This window comes from Paenibacillus pinistramenti, from assembly GCF_005869875.1.
Lineage (GTDB): Bacteria > Bacillota > Bacilli > Paenibacillales > Paenibacillaceae > Fontibacillus > Fontibacillus pinistramenti.
Genome location: NZ_VAWG01000015.1, coordinates 1 through 17,005 on the forward strand (window position 1 = coordinate 1; position 17,005 = coordinate 17,005).

Annotated in this window: 14 protein-coding genes; 2 read left to right on the forward strand and 12 right to left on the reverse strand. The window is 52.3% G+C overall.

Features of this window, described 5'->3' with window-relative positions:
* From FCN15_RS15165 to FCN15_RS15195, 7 genes are all read right to left on the reverse strand, one after another.
* A partial coding sequence (locus FCN15_RS15165) for a hypothetical protein (RefSeq protein ID WP_138495839.1) occupies positions 1-279 on the reverse strand: 279 nt, incomplete at its 3' end.
* A 130-nt stretch (positions 280-409) separates the two neighbouring features.
* The gene (gene cotE / locus FCN15_RS15170; protein ID WP_138495840.1) at positions 410-958 is read right to left on the reverse strand and encodes an outer spore coat protein CotE; all 549 of its coding nucleotides are present in this window, start codon (positions 956-958) and stop codon (positions 410-412) included.
* A 91-nt stretch (positions 959-1,049) separates the two neighbouring features.
* The gene (locus tag FCN15_RS15175; protein WP_138495841.1) at positions 1,050-2,021 is read right to left on the reverse strand and encodes an aromatic acid exporter family protein; all 972 of its coding nucleotides are present in this window, start codon (positions 2,019-2,021) and stop codon (positions 1,050-1,052) included.
* Positions 2,022-2,257: 236 nt separating this feature from the next.
* Entirely contained in the window at positions 2,258-3,094 is an 837-nt protein-coding gene (locus tag FCN15_RS15180) for an ABC transporter permease (protein WP_138495903.1), read from the reverse strand.
* A 2-nt stretch (positions 3,095-3,096) separates the two neighbouring features.
* Positions 3,097-3,885, reverse strand: a complete 789-nt coding sequence (locus tag FCN15_RS15185; RefSeq protein WP_238996710.1) for an ABC transporter ATP-binding protein — start codon at positions 3,883-3,885, stop codon at positions 3,097-3,099.
* A 24-nt stretch (positions 3,886-3,909) separates the two neighbouring features.
* Positions 3,910-4,908 carry an ABC transporter substrate-binding protein gene (locus FCN15_RS15190; protein WP_138495843.1) on the reverse strand — a complete coding sequence of 333 codons (999 nt, stop codon included), beginning with the start codon at positions 4,906-4,908 and terminating at the stop codon, positions 3,910-3,912.
* Between the two features lie 257 nt (positions 4,909-5,165).
* The gene (locus FCN15_RS15195; RefSeq protein WP_138495844.1) at positions 5,166-6,683 is read right to left on the reverse strand and encodes a carboxypeptidase M32; all 1,518 of its coding nucleotides are present in this window, start codon (positions 6,681-6,683) and stop codon (positions 5,166-5,168) included.
* A gap of 255 nt (positions 6,684-6,938) precedes the next feature.
* On the opposite strand from FCN15_RS15195, the gene FCN15_RS15200 reads away from it, so the two are divergent.
* Positions 6,939-7,505, forward strand: a complete 567-nt coding sequence (locus FCN15_RS15200) for a beta-class carbonic anhydrase (RefSeq protein WP_203232163.1) — start codon at positions 6,939-6,941, stop codon at positions 7,503-7,505.
* 196 nt (positions 7,506-7,701) lie between these two features.
* Here FCN15_RS15200 and FCN15_RS15205 read toward each other — a convergent pair whose 3' ends face one another.
* From FCN15_RS15205 to FCN15_RS15225, 5 genes are all read right to left on the reverse strand, one after another.
* Positions 7,702-9,774, reverse strand: coding sequence for a thioredoxin domain-containing protein (locus tag FCN15_RS15205; RefSeq protein WP_138495845.1), 2,073 nt, complete (start codon positions 9,772-9,774; stop codon positions 7,702-7,704).
* Positions 9,775-9,953: 179 nt separating this feature from the next.
* Positions 9,954-11,510 (reverse strand): ABC-F family ATP-binding cassette domain-containing protein, encoded by a 1,557-nt coding sequence (locus FCN15_RS15210; protein WP_138495846.1) that lies wholly within the window; start codon positions 11,508-11,510, stop codon positions 9,954-9,956.
* A 179-nt stretch (positions 11,511-11,689) separates the two neighbouring features.
* A complete protein-coding gene (locus tag FCN15_RS15215) occupies positions 11,690-13,564 on the reverse strand; it encodes a beta-glucoside-specific PTS transporter subunit IIABC (RefSeq protein WP_138495847.1) in 1,875 nt (624 codons plus the stop codon).
* A 157-nt stretch (positions 13,565-13,721) separates the two neighbouring features.
* Entirely contained in the window at positions 13,722-14,582 is an 861-nt protein-coding gene (gene licT / locus FCN15_RS15220; RefSeq protein ID WP_138495848.1) for a BglG family transcription antiterminator LicT, read from the reverse strand.
* Positions 14,583-14,790: 208 nt separating this feature from the next.
* Positions 14,791-16,248: a glycoside hydrolase family 1 protein gene (locus FCN15_RS15225; protein ID WP_138495849.1), complete on the reverse strand. Its 1,458-nt coding sequence runs from the start codon at positions 16,246-16,248 to the stop codon at positions 14,791-14,793.
* Positions 16,249-16,626: 378 nt separating this feature from the next.
* Between FCN15_RS15225 and FCN15_RS15230 the strand changes: the two genes are divergently transcribed.
* On the forward strand, positions 16,627-16,869 hold the full coding sequence (locus FCN15_RS15230; RefSeq protein WP_138495850.1) for a hypothetical protein: 243 nt from the start codon (positions 16,627-16,629) through the stop codon (positions 16,867-16,869).
* Positions 16,870-17,005: the final 136 nt, after the last annotated feature.

Here is a 17,005-nt window from a genome sequence, read left to right on the forward strand (position 1 = left end):
GGCCGCGCCGCTGTTCAGCCGCAGCGGCGCGGCCCCCGGCGGCAGCAGCGCAGCTCCTGCCGCCAGCCAGCCTCCCGCGGCGGCTCGAAGCGCAGCAGCCCGGGCCGCTGCGAGGGGAGCTTTTTCCCCTGCAAAGCTCCCTCCCGCTTCACCCCCCTGCGCTGCTTCAGCTCCCGAATGGAGGAGGCTCAGCCCTCGAAGGAACTGTCTGACAAACAGGTCCCGGCCAGGCCCCTTCCCGACATATAACCACAGCGGCTCTTCTGATTTCCGGTTCATCGGCTGCATCTCCTTGCTTTATGAAGGTTTATTTTGACCATCAAAAAAAAAGAGGGCATACGCCCTCTCCGCTGCCGTCACAGCTGCATAACATACATCAATTGTTAGTGGTTGTGGGGCGGGCTACTTCTTACAGATCTTCGTCCAGAAGATCCGGGTCCAGATCGTCGTAATCCCCGTCGTCTCCGCTGAAGTCAAAATCTTTGTCCTCGTAGTCATCCCCGCCAGGAAGAACGAGCACATTAAGTTTGGTTTCAGCTACCAGTTCAACGGCGAACTCGCGCTCTACCCGGATCAGGACGCTGCCGCCGCCGGACACCGTTGCTTCAACGGTGCTTGGCTCCTGGAGGGCTTCCGCCGTCACTTCCACTGTGGAAGAGCGGTGTCTTCCATCCAGGTAGGTCAGCGGAACATTTTCCACATAGGAAACCTTCTCTTTCGCCACTGCCGTCTGCGAGTTTCTGTCATAGGAATACCAGATGTTCACATCGTAAGTACCAATAACTTCAATTCCGTCTCCCGCAGCTACCGCTTCGTATTGGTGGTTGATAATCCAGGCCCCCAGAATACTCGACGGATTGTGAGGCGGAGTCACGGTATGTGTTACGGTAGAGAACTTACGACCTTTGCCGCAGATCGCCTTCGTGATAATCTCTCTACTTTGATATTTCGATGGCATTTTCGAACCTCCTCCATACAATCATTCAATTCATGTGTATGCAGGACATCAGCCCAGGGTGACAACTATTTTTCTGACCGCAGCATTTTCCTTACGAAACAGAAGGTTTAATCCCCGCCGCCATCGGTTTCTTATCCCTTTTCGAAATGTTCAAATATTCATTAAGCTCGCGGCACAGCTGCAAAATCGCCGCCCGCATCTCAAATTCCTCACGTGTCGTCGGAAGATCCATATCCTTGAAATCGGCCTCAAGCTGCCTCAGCCTGCTCTCCGTCTGGCCGGTATAATGATCCTTCAGCACGTCCTCGCTGAGCTGGTCAAACACCTGGGCGGCAAGCTCCGCCTGGGGCATTCTCCTGTACACCCGGGATACCAGCTCCATCATGCTCTCCACCCGGTCAAGATGCTCTCCCCGCATATAGAAATATACGGCCCAGGATTCATCCGTATGAATGACCTGATTCTCCAGGCTCCGTTTGGCGAGCTTCATCCCGCTCTCGATTTTCTTCTCCGCCAGGATCAGCTCCTCCCCGCTCCACTCATCCTCGGGATTGCGCAGCGTTCCGGCAATATGCTTAAAAATGACAGCAAATAAATGATTCACTTCCTGCCGGATGGAAGCCAGCTTATCCTCATCCTTCGGCATATAAACCAGATTGACCAGCATGGCCGAGCCCAAGCCTATCACCAGAAGCAGAATCTGCTCCATAAACATGTGCAGACTGACATCACTGCCGCTGTACACCCGGAACACGCACACCGAGCTGGTGACGATGCCTTCCTTAAAGTTCATCCTGGCGATCAGCGGAAAGCCGATCAGGATATAAATAATGAGCACCCAGATGTGAAAGCCGACAAGGCGGAATAATATAAAGCACAGCACCAAACCGACCACCGAAGCGAAAAAGCGCGCCGACACCGTTTTAAGGCTTCTCTTCCGGGTGACATCCACTCCCAGGATCGCCAGAAGCCCCGCTGACATGGCGCCCGGAAGCCCGGCCGTATCCGCCGCCAGTATCGCGATCAGCGTCGCGATTGCCGTTTTAATTACACGAAACCCCATAACGTTCCTTCCAACCTTCCCTTTGCAAGTGCGGGAGATCTCTCTATCCCGGTTTCTTCTCTCTTCTTCCATTATTTCACCGTTCTGCGCCGCTTGTCCACGTGACATGACATGTGACAAGGTTGGAGGAGGGCAGCTGCGAAGGGCTCTGCGCCTGAGACAGGTACTATTTTTGAGGGAATCCTCTATGGAAATGCTGGTTGCCTGCCTCCTCGAAAATAAAAAGGCGAAGAGGCTTAATGCCTCTTCACCAGGAAGCGCTCAAGATAAACCACCAATTGATACATCAGCGTCGCCACAACGGCAATAATGACCAGGCTGGCGAACACAAGCGTGAAATTAAACACCTGGAAGCCATAGATAATCATATAGCCAAGCCCGACCTTGGCGACCAGAAACTCCCCGACAATAACTCCAACCCAGGACAAGCCCACGTTGACTTTAAGGGTGGACACGATCGCCGGGAACGAAGCAGGCAGCATCACCTTCATAAAAATGTCTCTCCTGCCGCCGCCAAACGTCCGCACGACTTTGATATAATTGGCATCCGTCTCCCTGAAGCTCGTATAGACGACCAAAGTCGTCGTAATGACGGTGATGGACAGCGTAGTCGCCACAATTGCCGTGAAGCCGCCGCCGAACAGCACGATAAAGATCGGTCCGAGCGCGACCTTCGGCATACTGTTGAACACGACCATATAGGGATCCAGCACCTTGGACAAGAAAGGCGACCACCAGATCAGCACAGCAAGGAGCGTTCCGGCCAGCGTCCCCAGCAGAAATCCGATCACCGTCTCTGTTACAGTCATTCCGATGTGCGGCCAGAGCTCACCGCTCCAGGCATCCCTGCCAATCTGGCGGAACACCTTGGAAGGATAGCTGAAGATCAGTACATCAATCCAGCGCATCCGGCCTGCAAGCTCCCAAAGTCCGATCAGCACGATCAGGATGAGGAGCTGCACGCTGCGCACCAGCCTGATCGTATGCCGCGTCTGCCGCCGGTAACGGAGTAATTCGGCCTGCACGAAGTCTCCGGAAAGGCTCTGGCCGCTGCGGCCGGCCTCATTGGTCATTTTCACAGCTGCGCACCTTCCTTCCCGGCCTCGAGTTCTTTCCAGACCAGATGAAACAGCTCTGCAAAGCTTTCATGGTCTCTGGCGTAAAATGGAGCCGTCTCGCGGATTTCGTCCGGAATAGTAAATGTTCGGCGGATTCTGCCGGGTCCTGCGGCAAGGACAATGACCCGGTCGCTGACCGCAATCGCTTCGCTCAAATCATGAGTGACCAGCACGGCAGTCTTCCGGCGTTCACGGAGCGTATCCGCAATCAGGTCCTCCAGCTGCAGCTTCGTCTGGTAATCCAGAGCGGAGAACGGCTCATCCAGCAGCAGAACCTCGGGGTCTGTCGCCAGTGTGCGGACAAGCGCCACACGCTGGCGCATGCCGCCGGACAGCTGGTTCGGGTACAGGTCCCAGGTTCCTCCGAGACCCATCCCGTCCAGCAGGTCCTTTACCTTCTGAATGCGCTCCTCTGTCAGCTGATGCGTAAGCTCAAGCCCGATCAGGGCATTATCCAGAATCGTTCTCCACGGAAACAGATAATCATGCTGCAGCATGTAACCTGCTCTGCTATTCGCGCCTTTGCGTATCGGGTGTCCGTCCTGCAGCACTTCTCCTGCCGTAGGCTTCAGAAGACCGGCCATCATGGAGAGAAGCGTGGTTTTGCCGCAGCCGCTGGGGCCGACCAGACTCACGAACTCCCCGGGCTGTACCTGCAGGTTCAAATCCTGAAGGGCCAGCTTTGCCTCCCGCTCGGTTACATAAACGTGACTGACGCCCCTCAGTTCAAGAACTGGTTCTGTCATTCCGCACGCTCCTTTCCAGATCATTTACTTGCCGTTCTCTGCCGCTTTCTCCGCAAAAGCCGGATCAACCAGCGTCTTCATATCCACCTTCTCCTTCAGTTCGCCTGCCGATTCCATAATGCTCTGCAGATTGGTCCACTGCTCCTCCGTAATGGCGGGGCTTTGGGCATAAGTGCCCTGCTCTTTATACCGCTTCACCGAGCTTGTAATAATGTCCAGATCCGTATCCTTGAAATAAGGAGCGATCGTTTGGGCGATTTCCTCCGGTGAGTGCTCCTGCACCCAGGTTTGAGCCTTCTGCAGGGCATTGGTGAATTTCTGGATATCCGCATTGTTGTCTTTGATATAGCTTTGTTTAGCCATAAAAACGGTGTACGGCAGCTTGCCGCTCTCCGTGCCGAAGGAAGCGACAACGCGGCCCTTGCCTTCTTTCTCAAAGATCGAAGCCTGCGGTTCAAACAGCTGCACGTACTCGCCAGTTCCGGAGGCAAAGGCAGCCGTAATGTTGGCAAAATCAATATTCTGAATCAGATTGAGATCCTGATGCGGGTCAATGCCGTGTTTCTTAAGAGTAAACTCGCCTGCCATCTGCGGCATGCCGCCCTTTCTCTGGCCGAGGAAAGTGCTCTCCTTCAGCTGGCTCCAGTCAAATTCCCCGCTGCTGTCGCGGGCGACAAGGAAGGTTCCGTCAGTCTGCGTCAGGCCTGCAAAGTCGATGACCGGATCCTCCGCTCCCTGCTGGTACACATAAATCGAGGTCTCGGCGCCGACGAGCGCCACGTTAATCTGTCCGGACAGCAGAGCCGTCATTGTCTTGTCTCCGCCCGGCGTGGTCTGCAGTTCAACATCAAGCCCCTCATCCTTGAAAAAGCCTTTCTCCAAAGCGACATACTGCGGGGCGTAAAATACGGAACGGGTCACTTCCCCGATCTTGATATGTCCATCCTTCGCGCCGCATCCGCTCAGCAGAACGGCTGCAGCCAGTACCGCTGCCAAGAGGGCGGCTATCCGCGGCTTCTTCATGCTCCATCCATCCTTTCTATATGCAGCTTTATCTTTCGGTTTACATCACCTTATGCGGGAGGTGCCCAAAAGGTTAAAAAGCCCAGGCACAATGGAAAGGGGAAATTGCATGACACTGCTTTCCAGTCAAAAAAAGACCGGAAACTCCGGCATCTCACCGGTTTCCGGTCTTTCGTTATTTGCTTATGCACCGTACACTAAATGAAGTGCAAATGAAGTGCGAAATGCGATGGATGCAGCGGGAGGCTGACGCGGTACTACAGGCCGTAAATTTCTTTATATTTGTTCTCGAGATATTCCGCCAGATAATCTGGATTCAGATCTTCGCCTGTAATGTCCTTGATCAGCTCGGCCGGCTTGCGGCTCTTGCCGTAGCGGTAGATTTTCTCCGTCAGCCATTCCCGGATTGGAGTGAACTCGCCTTTGGCAATCAGCTCATCAAAGTTTGGCAGCTCCTTGCGGATGGTGTTTGCAAACTGAGCGGCGTACATGTTGCCCAGCGAATAGGAAGGGAAATAGCCGAAGCTTCCGCCGGACCAGTGCACGTCCTGAAGGACGCCAAGGCCGTCGTTCGGCGGCACAATGCCCAGATACTGCTCGTATTTCTCGTTCCAGACCCGCGGCAGGTCTTTAACCGGCAGGTTGTCGTTAAAGAGCTGCTTCTCAATTTCATAGCGGATGATGATATGGAGATTGTAAGTCAGCTCATCCGCCTCAATCCGGATCAGGGAATTCTCCACCTTGTTGACGGCGCGGTAGAACTGCTCCGGCGTCACGTTATCGAACTGCTGCGGGAAATGCTGCTGCAGGTCCGTGAAATATTGCTCCCAGAAGCCGCGGCTTCTGCCGATCATATTTTCCCAGAAACGGGATTGGGATTCATGAATGCCCATGGAGGTTCCGGTAGCAAGCGGAGTCCCCTCCAGCGCCGGGTCCAGGTTCTGCTCATACAGCGCATGTCCGCCTTCGTGCAGGCAGCTGAAGATCGAGCTGGTTACATCATCGTGGATAAAGTTGGTCGTTACGCGGATGTCGCCCGTGTTCAGTCCGATCATAAACGGATGAACGCTTTCGTCCAGACGTCCCGCTTCGAAATCATAGCCCATCTCTTTGAGCAGGAACAGGCCGAATTTCTCCTGCTGCCCTTTATCGAACAGCTGGTTTAGGAAAGAGGTATCCGGTTTGTTCGGCGATGCCTGGATCGCTTCCACCAGCGGAACCAAACGCGCCTTCAGGCGCCCGAATACTTCATCCAGCTTCTCGGAGGTAAGATCCGGCTCATACATATGTAAAAGGGTATCATACCGGGTCGCGCGCGGACCCCAGTAGTCAATAAACTCCTGCGTCTTGGCAACGATTTCCGTCAGGTTCGGCTCAAAGCCCGGGAAATCGGATTGTTCCTTCGCTTCTTCCCACAGCGTTTCGGAATGGGCTGTCAGCACGGTGTAGCTTTGGAATTTATCTGCAGGAATTTTAATGCTGCGGTCGTATTCTTCCTGCACGTCAAGCACCGTTCTGCGGTCGATATCGCTCAGCTGCTCCAGGATTTCAGGCTTGTTCAGCGCAGCCAGGAGACCCGCCATTTCTTCAGAGGTTCCAAGCTTGAATGCTTCCGTCGACAGCACGCCGAGCGCTTCAGCGCGGGCTGCCGCCCCCTTGCGCGGTGCGCCTGTCCGCAGGTCCCAGCCCATAAGCCCGCAGGCTTCGATATAGCTCTTGATCTTCTTGTTCAGTGCCCGGAATTGCTCAAGCTTCTGCTTCCAATCCTGTTCCATGATCAGGCTCACCCCACTCGTAAAATTAGCTTACTCTATTGATGATACTTTTTAAAAATACTATAATCAACTATTGAGGCGTGACCTAAGTCACATTTCAAGCAGCTTGTTTATGCTTCACGCTATAGTCAAGACTGCAGCCGGAAGCTTGCCTGCTTGCATGATGAGGTGCTTTTTACCTGTACTTATGATCCTCATCTCTTTTCTTCACCAAGATTTGAACCTTGAAACATAGAAAGAATGGAGGAAATCATTTTGAGTAAAATTCAATCCATCCTGGCCTTCAACAAAGAATTCGTGGCCAACAAAGAGTATGAGCCTTTTGTCGCCGACAAATTCCCGCAGAAGAAGCTGGCCATCGTAACCTGCATGGACACTCGTCTTATTGAGCTGCTTCCAAGAGCGATGAACCTGCGCAACGGCGACGCCAAAATCATCAAGAACGCCGGGGCTATTGTCTCCCACCCGTTCGGCTCCGTTATGCGAAGCGTGCTGGTTGCGATTTATGAGCTTGGCGCGGAAGAAGTCATCGTTGTCGGCCATCTCGGCTGCGGCATGGCATCCCTGAATGCAGACCGGATGATTAATTCCATTAAAGAACGCGGCATCTCCGATGATGTGCTGGATACGCTGGAGCATTCCGGCATCAAGCTGAAGGATTGGCTGCGCGGCTTCGACTCCGAGCGCGAAGGCGTGATCGAAACCGTGGGCATCATCAAGAATCACCCGCTGCTTCCTGCCAGCGTACCGGTGCACGGTATGGTCATCGACTCCAAAACGGGCGAGCTTGAGCTCGTGGTTAACGGAACCGTCGAGGCATAGAACCTGCCGGATCACATCCATTTCACACAGATGTATCAACAGAGTATTAGCAGATCTATAAGCAGATTTATTTTTAAAAAATAAGACTGCACCTTTATGCTGAAGCAGAGGGTGCAGTCTTGTTTTGTTCTTCTGTACCTATTCTGCGGCAAAGCGCATACATACTGCAGCAGACTTCCCGAGAGTCTCCCCCATTTTATTTTGCCAGCTGCTCCCGCAGCGCCTCACTACTTGTCAGCGGTGCCTCGCAGGCAAAGTGCCGGCAGATGTATGCCGCCGCCTGCCCGTTAACCGGCTTCATCCCGGCCACGTGCGGCAGCAAGCTCCTGAGCGGTTGTCCCTCTTCCCCTGCAAAATGCACCAGCACCGCCGTTCCCGGCAGATACTGGGACTGCACCTCCGCGATCATCTCGTGCAGGAGCGGGTCGTCCGCTGCGCCGCTGAGCACGATTTCCCTGCCGCCGCTGTAAGCGTTCAGCACGGCCTGCATGTACATCGCATGGCCTGCCGGGTAACGCTTGACCTGTCCGGCAAATGCCTCCAGCAGCTGCTGGACTTTGCCCTGCAGCTCCGCATCCTGCGTAATCGCCGCGAGCTTCTGCAGCTGCAGCGCGGCAACCGAATTGCCCGACGGCAGTGCGCCGTCATAAATTTCCTTGCTGCTTAGCAGCAGCTGCTCCGCGTCATGCCCGCTGAAGCGGAAGCCGCCCTGTTCCTCGTCCCAGAAGAGATGGAACATTTGATTTTTCAAGTCCATGGCCTCTTGAAGATATTCGGCCCTGCTGGTTGCTTCGTACAGCTCCAGCAGCCCCCACAGCAGAAACGCGTAGTCGTCGATATACGCTTCATAAGCTGATTCGCCGTCCCGGTAGCGTGCCAGCAGACGGCCGTCTTCCCGCCGCAGCCGCTCCCGGATGAAGTTCGCTGCTCTTGCCGCAGCCTGCGCGTATGTGTGCTGCTTCAGCACCTTGGCCCCGCGCGCCAGCGCCGCAATCATGAGCCCGTTCCAGGCGGTGAGGACCTTGTCGTCCTTGTGAGGGTGGATCCTCTGTTCCCGGTACTGGAAGAGCCGTTCACGGCATTCCTCCAGCCTTGTCCGGAGGCCGAGCGGGTTCAGGCCCTTGAGCTGCGCAATTTCCTCCGGCGTCCCCTGGATCAGATTCGGGATGTTCGAGCCTTCAAAATTGCCCTCCGGCGTAATGTCATAGACATGACAGAACGTATGCAGATCGTCCAGCTCCAGCGCTTCCGCCACCTCGTCACGGGTGAAGAGGTAAAATTTCCCCTCCTCCCCCTCGGAGTCTGCGTCTTCCGCACTGTAGAAAGCTCCTTCCGGTGAGGTCATGTCCCGCAGCACATAAGCAAAGACCTGCTCCGCCACATCGGCAAACCGCTGTTCGCCGGATGCCTGATACCCGTCCAGATACGCAATGGCCAGAAGGGCGTTGTCGTAGAGCATTTTCTCGAAATGGGGCACCAGCCACCGCTCATCCGTTGAATAACGGGCAAACCCAAAGCCGATATGGTCGTACAGCCCTCCGCGGTGCATCGCATCCAGCGTGGTGCGGACCATGGCTTCGGCCTCGATTTTGCGGTACTGTCTGCTGTAAGCCAGCAGGAAAGACAAATTATGCGGCGAAGGGAACTTCGGCGCATCGCCGAACCCGCCGAATTCCGGATCATATAAGGAATGAAACTGCTGGAACGTTTGATGCAAAATATCTTCATCCAGACTGCCTGGCCGGGAGCTGCGCGACCGTTTCTCAAGCTCAGCCATCAGCTCGTCGCTGAAGGCCAGCATTTCGCCCGGGTTCTTGTCCCATCTGGCCTGGATCTGCTCCAGCATGTCCATCAGGCCGATCCGCCCCAGTATGCTCCTTCTCGGAAAATAAGTGCCCGCATAGAACGGCTTCTTCTCCGGCGTAAGCAGAACCGTCAGCGGCCACCCGCCGTGGCCGGTCATCGCCTGGCACACCGCCATATAGAGGTTGTCGATATCCGGCCGTTCCTCGCGGTCTACCTTGATCGCGATGTAATGCTTGTTGAGCAGCGCGGCGACTTCGTCGTTCTCAAAGGATTCTCTCTCCATCACATGGCACCAGTGGCAGGTCGAATAGCCCACTGACAGAAATACCGGTTTGTTCTCCTGCTTCGCCTTGGCAAAAGCGTCTTCCGACCAGGGGAACCAGTCCACCGGGTTATGGGCATGCTGCAGCAGATACGGGGATTTTTCATTGGCTAATCGATTGGCTTTCTTTGATATCGTCAAAGGGATCACCTCTTCTCATTCAGCTAAAATGCTTTACCCTGTCGTAGTATTGGCCAGACAAGTCCTATTTATATATAAAAGGAATCTATCAAAACCAAACAGCAGACATAAGAAAAACCCACGCATGAGCATGGGTCATTCAAAGTCAGTTTATAAGGGCTTGCGCCCTCTTGCATCCATTAAAATACTTTAGTCGTCCACGATTCGCAGTTCCACGTTTCGGTCACTACATCGCGGTAGAATTCAGGTTCGTGGGAGATCAGGAGAATGCTGCCCTTGTAAGCTTTAAGCGCCCGCTTCAGCTCGTCTTTCGCATCCACATCCAGATGGTTGGTCGGCTCGTCGAGCACGAGCAGATTCGTATCCCGGTTAATCAGCTTGCACAGCCGGACTTTGGCTTTCTCACCGCCGCTCAGCACCGCAACCTTGCTTTCGATATGCTTGGTGGTCAGGCCGCATCTGGCAAGCGCCGCGCGCACTTCAAACTGTGTGAAGGACGGGAATTCGTTCCAAATCTCCTCGATACAGGTATTGTAATTCGCTTCCTTCATTTCCTGCTCGAAGTACCCGATATCCAGCAGGTCGCCAAGGTGAACAGAACCGGAAACTGCCGGAATTTGGCCAAGAATGCTGCGCAGCAGCGTTGTTTTACCGATACCGTTGGCGCCGACAAGCGCAATCTTCTGTCCCCGCTCCATACGCAGGTTCAGCGGTCTGGACAGCGGGGAATCGTAGCCGATCACCAGATCCTTCGTTTCAAAAATCACCTTGCCGGAAGTCCGGCCTTCCTTGAAGTTAAACTGCGGCTTCGGCTTCTCCTTGGCAAGCTCGATGACCTCCATCTTGTCCAGCTTCTTCTGGCGGGACATCGCCATGTTTCGGGTGGCCACACTGGCCTTGTTGCGCGCCACAAAATCCTTCAGGTCCGCAATTTCCTGCTGCTGGCGTTTATAAGCCGATTCAAGCTGCTGTTTCTTCGCCTCATACACCTGCTGGAAATAGTCGTAGTCGCCGACATACCGCGATAGAGCCTGATTCTCCATATGGTAGATCAAATTGATAACGCTGTTCAGGAACGGAATGTCGTGGGAGATCAGGATGAACGCATTCTCGTATTCCTGCAAGTACCGCTTCAGCCATTCGATATGCTGCTCGTCAAGATAGTTCGTAGGTTCGTCCAGCAGCAGGATATCCGGCTTCTCCAGCAGCAGCTTGGCAAGCAGCACCTTGGTCCGCTGGCCGCCGCTCAGATCGTTGACGTCCTTATCCAGACCGATATCCGTCAGACCCAGACCACGGGCGGTTTCATCCACTTTGGCATCAATCAAATAAAAATCCTGGCTCGTTAACGTATCCTGAATCGTGCCGACATCCTCAAGCAGCTGCTCCAGCTCTTCTGCGGATACGTCGCCCATTCTGCCGTACATATCGTTCATCTCTTGTTCCATATCGAACAAATATTGAAATGCACTGCGCAATACGTCGCGGATGGTTTGTCCCTTCGTCAGCACGGCATGCTGATCCAGATAACCGACACGCGAGCGCTTGGCCCATTCTACCTTGCCCTCATCAGGCTGAAGCTTGCCCGTAATGATGTTCATGAAGGTGGACTTTCCTTCGCCGTTGGCGCCGATCAGGCCGATATGCTCGCCCTTCAGCAGCCGGAATGAAACATCATTGAAAATAGCCCGGTCTCCGAAGCCGTGACTGAGCCGTTCTACGTTTAATATACTCATGAATTTAACACCTTTTCCTTTTATCCAATATACTCGTCATATTATAAAGGCTAACGCGCTCTAACACCATATTTGTTCAAAAAATAACCTTCATTTCAGGCCGGTTCCGGGAATCCGCCCTGCAAAAAAAGGGCCCGAAAAGGCCCTTTCTTAAGAAATCATCTGAACCGGGGAAGCGGTTATGCTTTCGCTGTATAAAGCAAATCCCGCTCCTTCACGTTACTCTGACCCGCAGGTTCAATATTTGAATACTGATCCATGTTGGTAATGATGACAGGGGTAATGGTATCATAACCGGCTTTTTCAATTTGCTCACGGTCGAATTCCATCAGCAGATCGCCTACTGCAACCTTGGCTCCGGCCTGGACTTTTGGCGAGAAGAATTGGCCTTTCAGCTTCACCGTATCGATGCCGATGTGAATCAGCATTTCCGCGCCGCTGTCGCTGACCAGCCCAATTGCGTGACCGCTCTTCGAGAGCGAGAACACGGTCCCGTTTACTGGCGATACTACCCGGCCTTCAGACGGCTGAATCGCAAATCCTTTTCCCATAATTTCCTCGGCAAAAGCCGGGTCATTCACCGCCTGCAAGGGTTTCACTTCACCCGTAATCGGGCTGAACACTTTTGTTTCCTGTGCTTTAGCATCGGACGCAAGACCAGGAGCAGCAGCGGCCGGCGCAGCCGCAGAAGCAGCAGACGCATCTTCAAAGCCAAGCACATAAGTCACGAGGGCAGCTGCGACGATCGCAATCACAAACCCGATTAGTGCATAAACGAGCGTTGGACCGACTACCATCGGAATACCGGATACACCAGCAAGTCCGCCAATGACATAGGCTTTAACATGGAACATGCTCAAGAATGCGCCGCCGATCGCGCCGCCGATCAAAGCTGCAATAAACGGCTTCTTGAAGCGCATATTCACCCCGTACATAGCCGGTTCGGTAATCCCCATGATCGCGGTAAACCCGGTGGAAGCGCCCAAAGATTTAATCTGCGCATTCTTGGACTTCAGGGCAACGCCGAATGCACTTCCAGCCTGTGCAAAGTTCGCTACCATCATCAGTGGAATCAGGTAATCAAAGCCTTGAGTGGCAATAGCTCCGATCATAATAGGAACGAGGGCATAGTGCATGCCTGTAATTATCAGCAGGGAGAACACGCCGCCGATCAGCAGTCCTGCGAGGAACCCGGTATGATCAAACAGCCAGTTAATACCGCCAGTCAGTCCGTTACCAATCGTCACACCCAGCGGTCCAATTGCAATCAGTGTAATGGGTACGATAATAAGCAGCGTTACTGTAGGAACCACGATAAGCTTAAGAGAAGCATGCGTAATTTTGTCTACAAATTTCTCGATATACGAAGCCAGCCAAACTGCGAGCAAAATAGGAATAACCGTCGATGAATACGTGGCAACAGTAACCGGAACTCCGGCAAAGGTAATCGGGTTCCCTCCTCCGAGCAGTGCCGTTAAACTTGGATGCAGCAGCGAAGCCGCGATCGCCGCTCCGATATACATGTTGCTGCCGAGCTTACGGGCTGTGCTGATCCCGAGAATAATCGGAAGGAAATAGAACGCGCCGTCACCGATGGCCGACAGGATGATGTAAGTTGAGCTTGTATCGTTCATCCAGCCAAAGGTGATCAGCAGCGCCACGATCCCTTTGATCATACCTGCACCTGTAATCGCCGGAAGAATCGGTGTGAATGCGCCCGAAATAAAGTCAAAGATGGCACTCAGCGGATTCTTCTTTGCAGCTTCCTCACCTGGTGCGGCTTTAGACTTCACTCCTGCCTCCGGTGATTTGGACATATTGCCTACCAGGGCGTTATAGACAACCGGCACATCATTCCCGATAATGACCTGGAACTGGCCGCCGTTAACCATTACCCCCATTACGCCAGGCGTGTTCTGCAGCGCTTGTTTATCTGCTTTGCTGTTGTTCTTCAAATTAAATCTTAACCGGGTCATGCAGTGCGTCACCTGGTCGATGTTCGCTTCGCCGCCCACCAGCTTCAATATTTCCTTGGACAATTGCTGTTTATCCATTGCTGTTATCTCCCTTGAAGTAAATTTAAGAATAAAAAAAACCTAAACAATGACTAGCATGTTCCGCAGAAACGGAATCTACTCATCGTTTAGGTTTTGCCTGTCTTACTGCAGTTACAATCCCATCTTATTCAGTTACTCGACCCAGTTACTTGATTCAATTACTCGATTCAGGTTCCTGGTCACTTCTGACAAGCCTTTCAATATGAATCGTCAAGTACAGCAGCTCTTCCTTAGATAAAACTCTGCTGTATATCTTACGCGTGTAATCGTTGATTTTTAAGACACAGGCATAAGCTTCGGCATACTGCTTGCTCACCAAATCATGCAGCGGATTGTCGGACTCTTTCCCTACTGCAGCAGTTCCCAGCAGCACCCGCTGGGCAAAGAACTTCAAATGCGTCATAAAGCGGTAATAATTGAGCGAATCCTCATTTAATTCAATCACAAAACTCCGTCTGACAATATTTAAAATGTCCTTCACGATGTTTGTAATGCTGATGGTTTCCCGCATCTCACCGTTCATCTGCGCATTGACCAAATGCATCGCAATGAACGCGGATTCATCTTCCGGCAGCGAGACGCCGAGCGTTTCTTCAATAATCTGCAGCGCTTTCACGCCGATCGCGTATTCCTTGCGGTACATCCGCTTGATCTCCCACAGAAGCGCGTTGCGGATCTGGAGACCTTGACGATGGCGGTCGATGGCAAAATGAATGTGATCCGTCAGCGAGATATACACGCTTTCGTGCAGCTTCTCACCGAGTACCGTCTCAGCATAGGTGATGATTTCATCCGAGCATTCCACATATTCCATCGGAATATCGGACAGAAGCGTTTTCAGCTTTTGCGAAATCTCATTGCTTGCCAGTGAAAAAACTTTCTCGACCCGGCTTTCATCAATCAGATCACCCGTATGCTTCTTAAAGGCAATTCCCCGCCCCATGACGACCTGTTCGTTACCATCGCTGTCGATTACGGTAATGACGTTGTTGTTGAGCACCTTCTCAATTCTCATTGTCCTAATCACCTTGCACCGATAAATGTAATAAAGGCAAAACCAAGCTGGCACCCTGAAGTGCCATGACTCTGGTTTTGCCTGACTAAACAGTAACAATCCAGTATATTCAATTGCCTGTTTTTTATCGTAGCATAGATCAGGCAGGTTGACAACGTTTATTGAAAGCGGTTGATCATGTAATTTTCCCCAAAACAGCTTTGGGCAATTACAGCTGCTCCCCGTTTGTTGCAATTACCTTTTTGTACCATTCAAACGAATCCTTTTTCGAACGTGCAAGGGTGCCGTTGCCTTCATCGTCTAGGTCAACATAAATAAAGCCGTAGCGTTTGGACATTTCAGAGGTCGACATGCTGACAAGGTCAATCGGTCCCCAGCTTGTAAAGCCGATCAGATCCACGCCGTCTTTAATGGCTTCCTTCATTTGTGCAATATGCTTACTCAAGTAATCGATCCGGTAGGAATCGTGAATCGATCCGTCTTCCTCTACCTTATCATAGGCGCCAAGACCATTTTCAACGATAAACAGCGGCTTCTGATAACGGTCCCAGAATTTGTTCAGGGTGACGCGCAGGCCAATCGGGTCAATCTCCCAGCCCCAGTCGGACGCTTCAAGATACGGATTCTTCACCCCGCCAGCCAGGTTGCCGGCAGTTTGCTCTGCGGTGGCATCCACCGACTTGGTCACGGTCATGTAATAGCTGAAGGAAATAAAATCCACGGGATGCGCAAGAAGAATTTCCTCGTCGCCAGGTTCGAATTTAAGTTCAACATTGTTCTCCGCAAAATACCGCGCCATATAGTTCGGGTACTTCCCGCGTGCATGCACATCCGTAAAGAACAGGTTAATCTGGTTCTCGAACTGCGCAAGCCGGATATCCTCCGGATTACAGGAATACGGATACGTCTCCATGCGGGCAAGCATACAGCCGACCTGGGAACCCGGAATAATCTCGTGAGCCAGCTTGGTCACCATTGCACTCGCCACAAACTGGTGGTGCAGCGCCTGGTAAGTGGTTTCGAGCTTGTTCTCCACCTTGTCAATCAGAATGCCGCCGCCAGTGTACGGACTAAACAGCATCACATTGATTTCGTTAAAGGTCAGCCAGTATTTGACTTTATTCTTATACCGTTTGAACACCGTTTCCGCATACTTCACATAATGTCCGATGACCTCGCGGCTCGCCCAGCCGTTGTATTTCAGGGTAAGACCCAGCGGTGTCTCATAATGGGACAGAGTCACAAGCGGTTCAATTCCGTATTTGGCCAGCTCGTCGAACACATTGTCATAGAACTGCAAACCCGCTTCATTCGGCTGCTCGTCGTAACCGTTCGGGAAAATGCGGGACCAGTGTATGGACAAACGGAACACCTTGAAGCCCATCTCTGCAAATAAAGCAATATCCTCTTTATAACGATGGTAAAAATCGACGCCGTAACGTTTAGGAAAACGCTCGTCGATCTCTCCGGCCAGGATTTGCTCAATCCGCTCCGAGGAGATTTCCATCGCATGTCCGCCTTTGCGCTGCTCTTTCGGAACATGCGCAATCATATCCGCACAGGACAAGCCTTTGCCGTCTTCATCAAAGCCGCCCTCCAGCTGGTTAGCCGCGGTGGCTCCGCCCCACAGGAAGTTTTCCGGGAATCCTTTACTGACTTCTTTCATCTTTAGCAGCCTCATTTCTTTATATTTTTGGTAACGCAATTACATCCACATAGGCAGGCAGTTCTGTGTTAGTATGCCCGAAACCGCCGGCAGTTTCAGCCCTAAAAACAAGAAAAACCTAAATTCATGGAAAAATGACACTCCGCTAAGGAAGCATGATTTCGCCATCAATTTAGGTTTCGCCTGCTGTGCAGTAACAATCCGCCATCGTATGGGGTTTAGTATTCAGCTGTCTGTTAATTAAAGGTTATCATAATAAAAAGCTGAAATCAACCTGCCGGCTCTTGAGTAAATTCAGCCTCTCTAGGACGAAACACAATCATCCTCTTTATTCTGCCATATAATAAACTATCTTCCAAGTGAAAGAGGTGAAAGTTCGTGAAGAAAGCTACTATTAGCAGTCTTAAGAGAGGCCAGTTTGTAGCTGTCGCTTATCAAACACCAAACGGAATCCGGGTTGCAAATGGACGTTTGGTCAGCATCCACAACCCGAACTTGGGACCCACTACCGTGGTCCTCAAACAAGGAGTTTTCTTTAGATTGTCGACGGGCAGAATCGTGTTCAAGAAAGTAACTTATACGAATGTGGTTAGAATTCAAAGATTTCCAAGCGTGCAGTAAGGTCAGCAGTTCTCCAAAATATAATCTTAAACATTCAGGACGCCTTCGGGCGTCTATTTTTAACCAATGCAAATCTATTCATTTCGGAAAAATCAACGTTCACAGCCTACTTATCGTCATACGGCACAAATTTCAA

Excerpts from the sequence above, each read along its gene's own strand:
- licT (WP_138495848.1), bottom strand. The coding sequence starts at position 14,582 with ATGAGAATTGAGAAGGTGCTCAACAACAACGTCATTACCGTAATCGAC.
- FCN15_RS15215 (WP_138495847.1), bottom strand. The coding sequence starts at position 13,564 with ATGGATAAACAGCAATTGTCCAAGGAAATATTGAAGCTGGTGGGCGGC.
- FCN15_RS15210 (WP_138495846.1), bottom strand. The coding sequence starts at position 11,510 with ATGAGTATATTAAACGTAGAACGGCTCAGTCACGGCTTCGGAGACCGG.
- cotE (WP_138495840.1), bottom strand. The coding sequence starts at position 958 with ATGCCATCGAAATATCAAAGTAGAGAGATTATCACGAAGGCGATCTGC.
- FCN15_RS15225 (WP_138495849.1), bottom strand. The coding sequence starts at position 16,248 with ATGAAAGAAGTCAGTAAAGGATTCCCGGAAAACTTCCTGTGGGGCGGA.
- FCN15_RS15190 (WP_138495843.1), bottom strand. The coding sequence starts at position 4,908 with ATGAAGAAGCCGCGGATAGCCGCCCTCTTGGCAGCGGTACTGGCTGCA.
- FCN15_RS15180 (WP_138495903.1), bottom strand. The coding sequence starts at position 3,094 with ATGACCAATGAGGCCGGCCGCAGCGGCCAGAGCCTTTCCGGAGACTTC.
- FCN15_RS15195 (WP_138495844.1), bottom strand. The coding sequence starts at position 6,683 with ATGGAACAGGATTGGAAGCAGAAGCTTGAGCAATTCCGGGCACTGAAC.
- FCN15_RS15175 (WP_138495841.1), bottom strand. The coding sequence starts at position 2,021 with ATGGGGTTTCGTGTAATTAAAACGGCAATCGCGACGCTGATCGCGATA.
- FCN15_RS15185 (WP_238996710.1), bottom strand. The coding sequence starts at position 3,885 with ATGACAGAACCAGTTCTTGAACTGAGGGGCGTCAGTCACGTTTATGTA.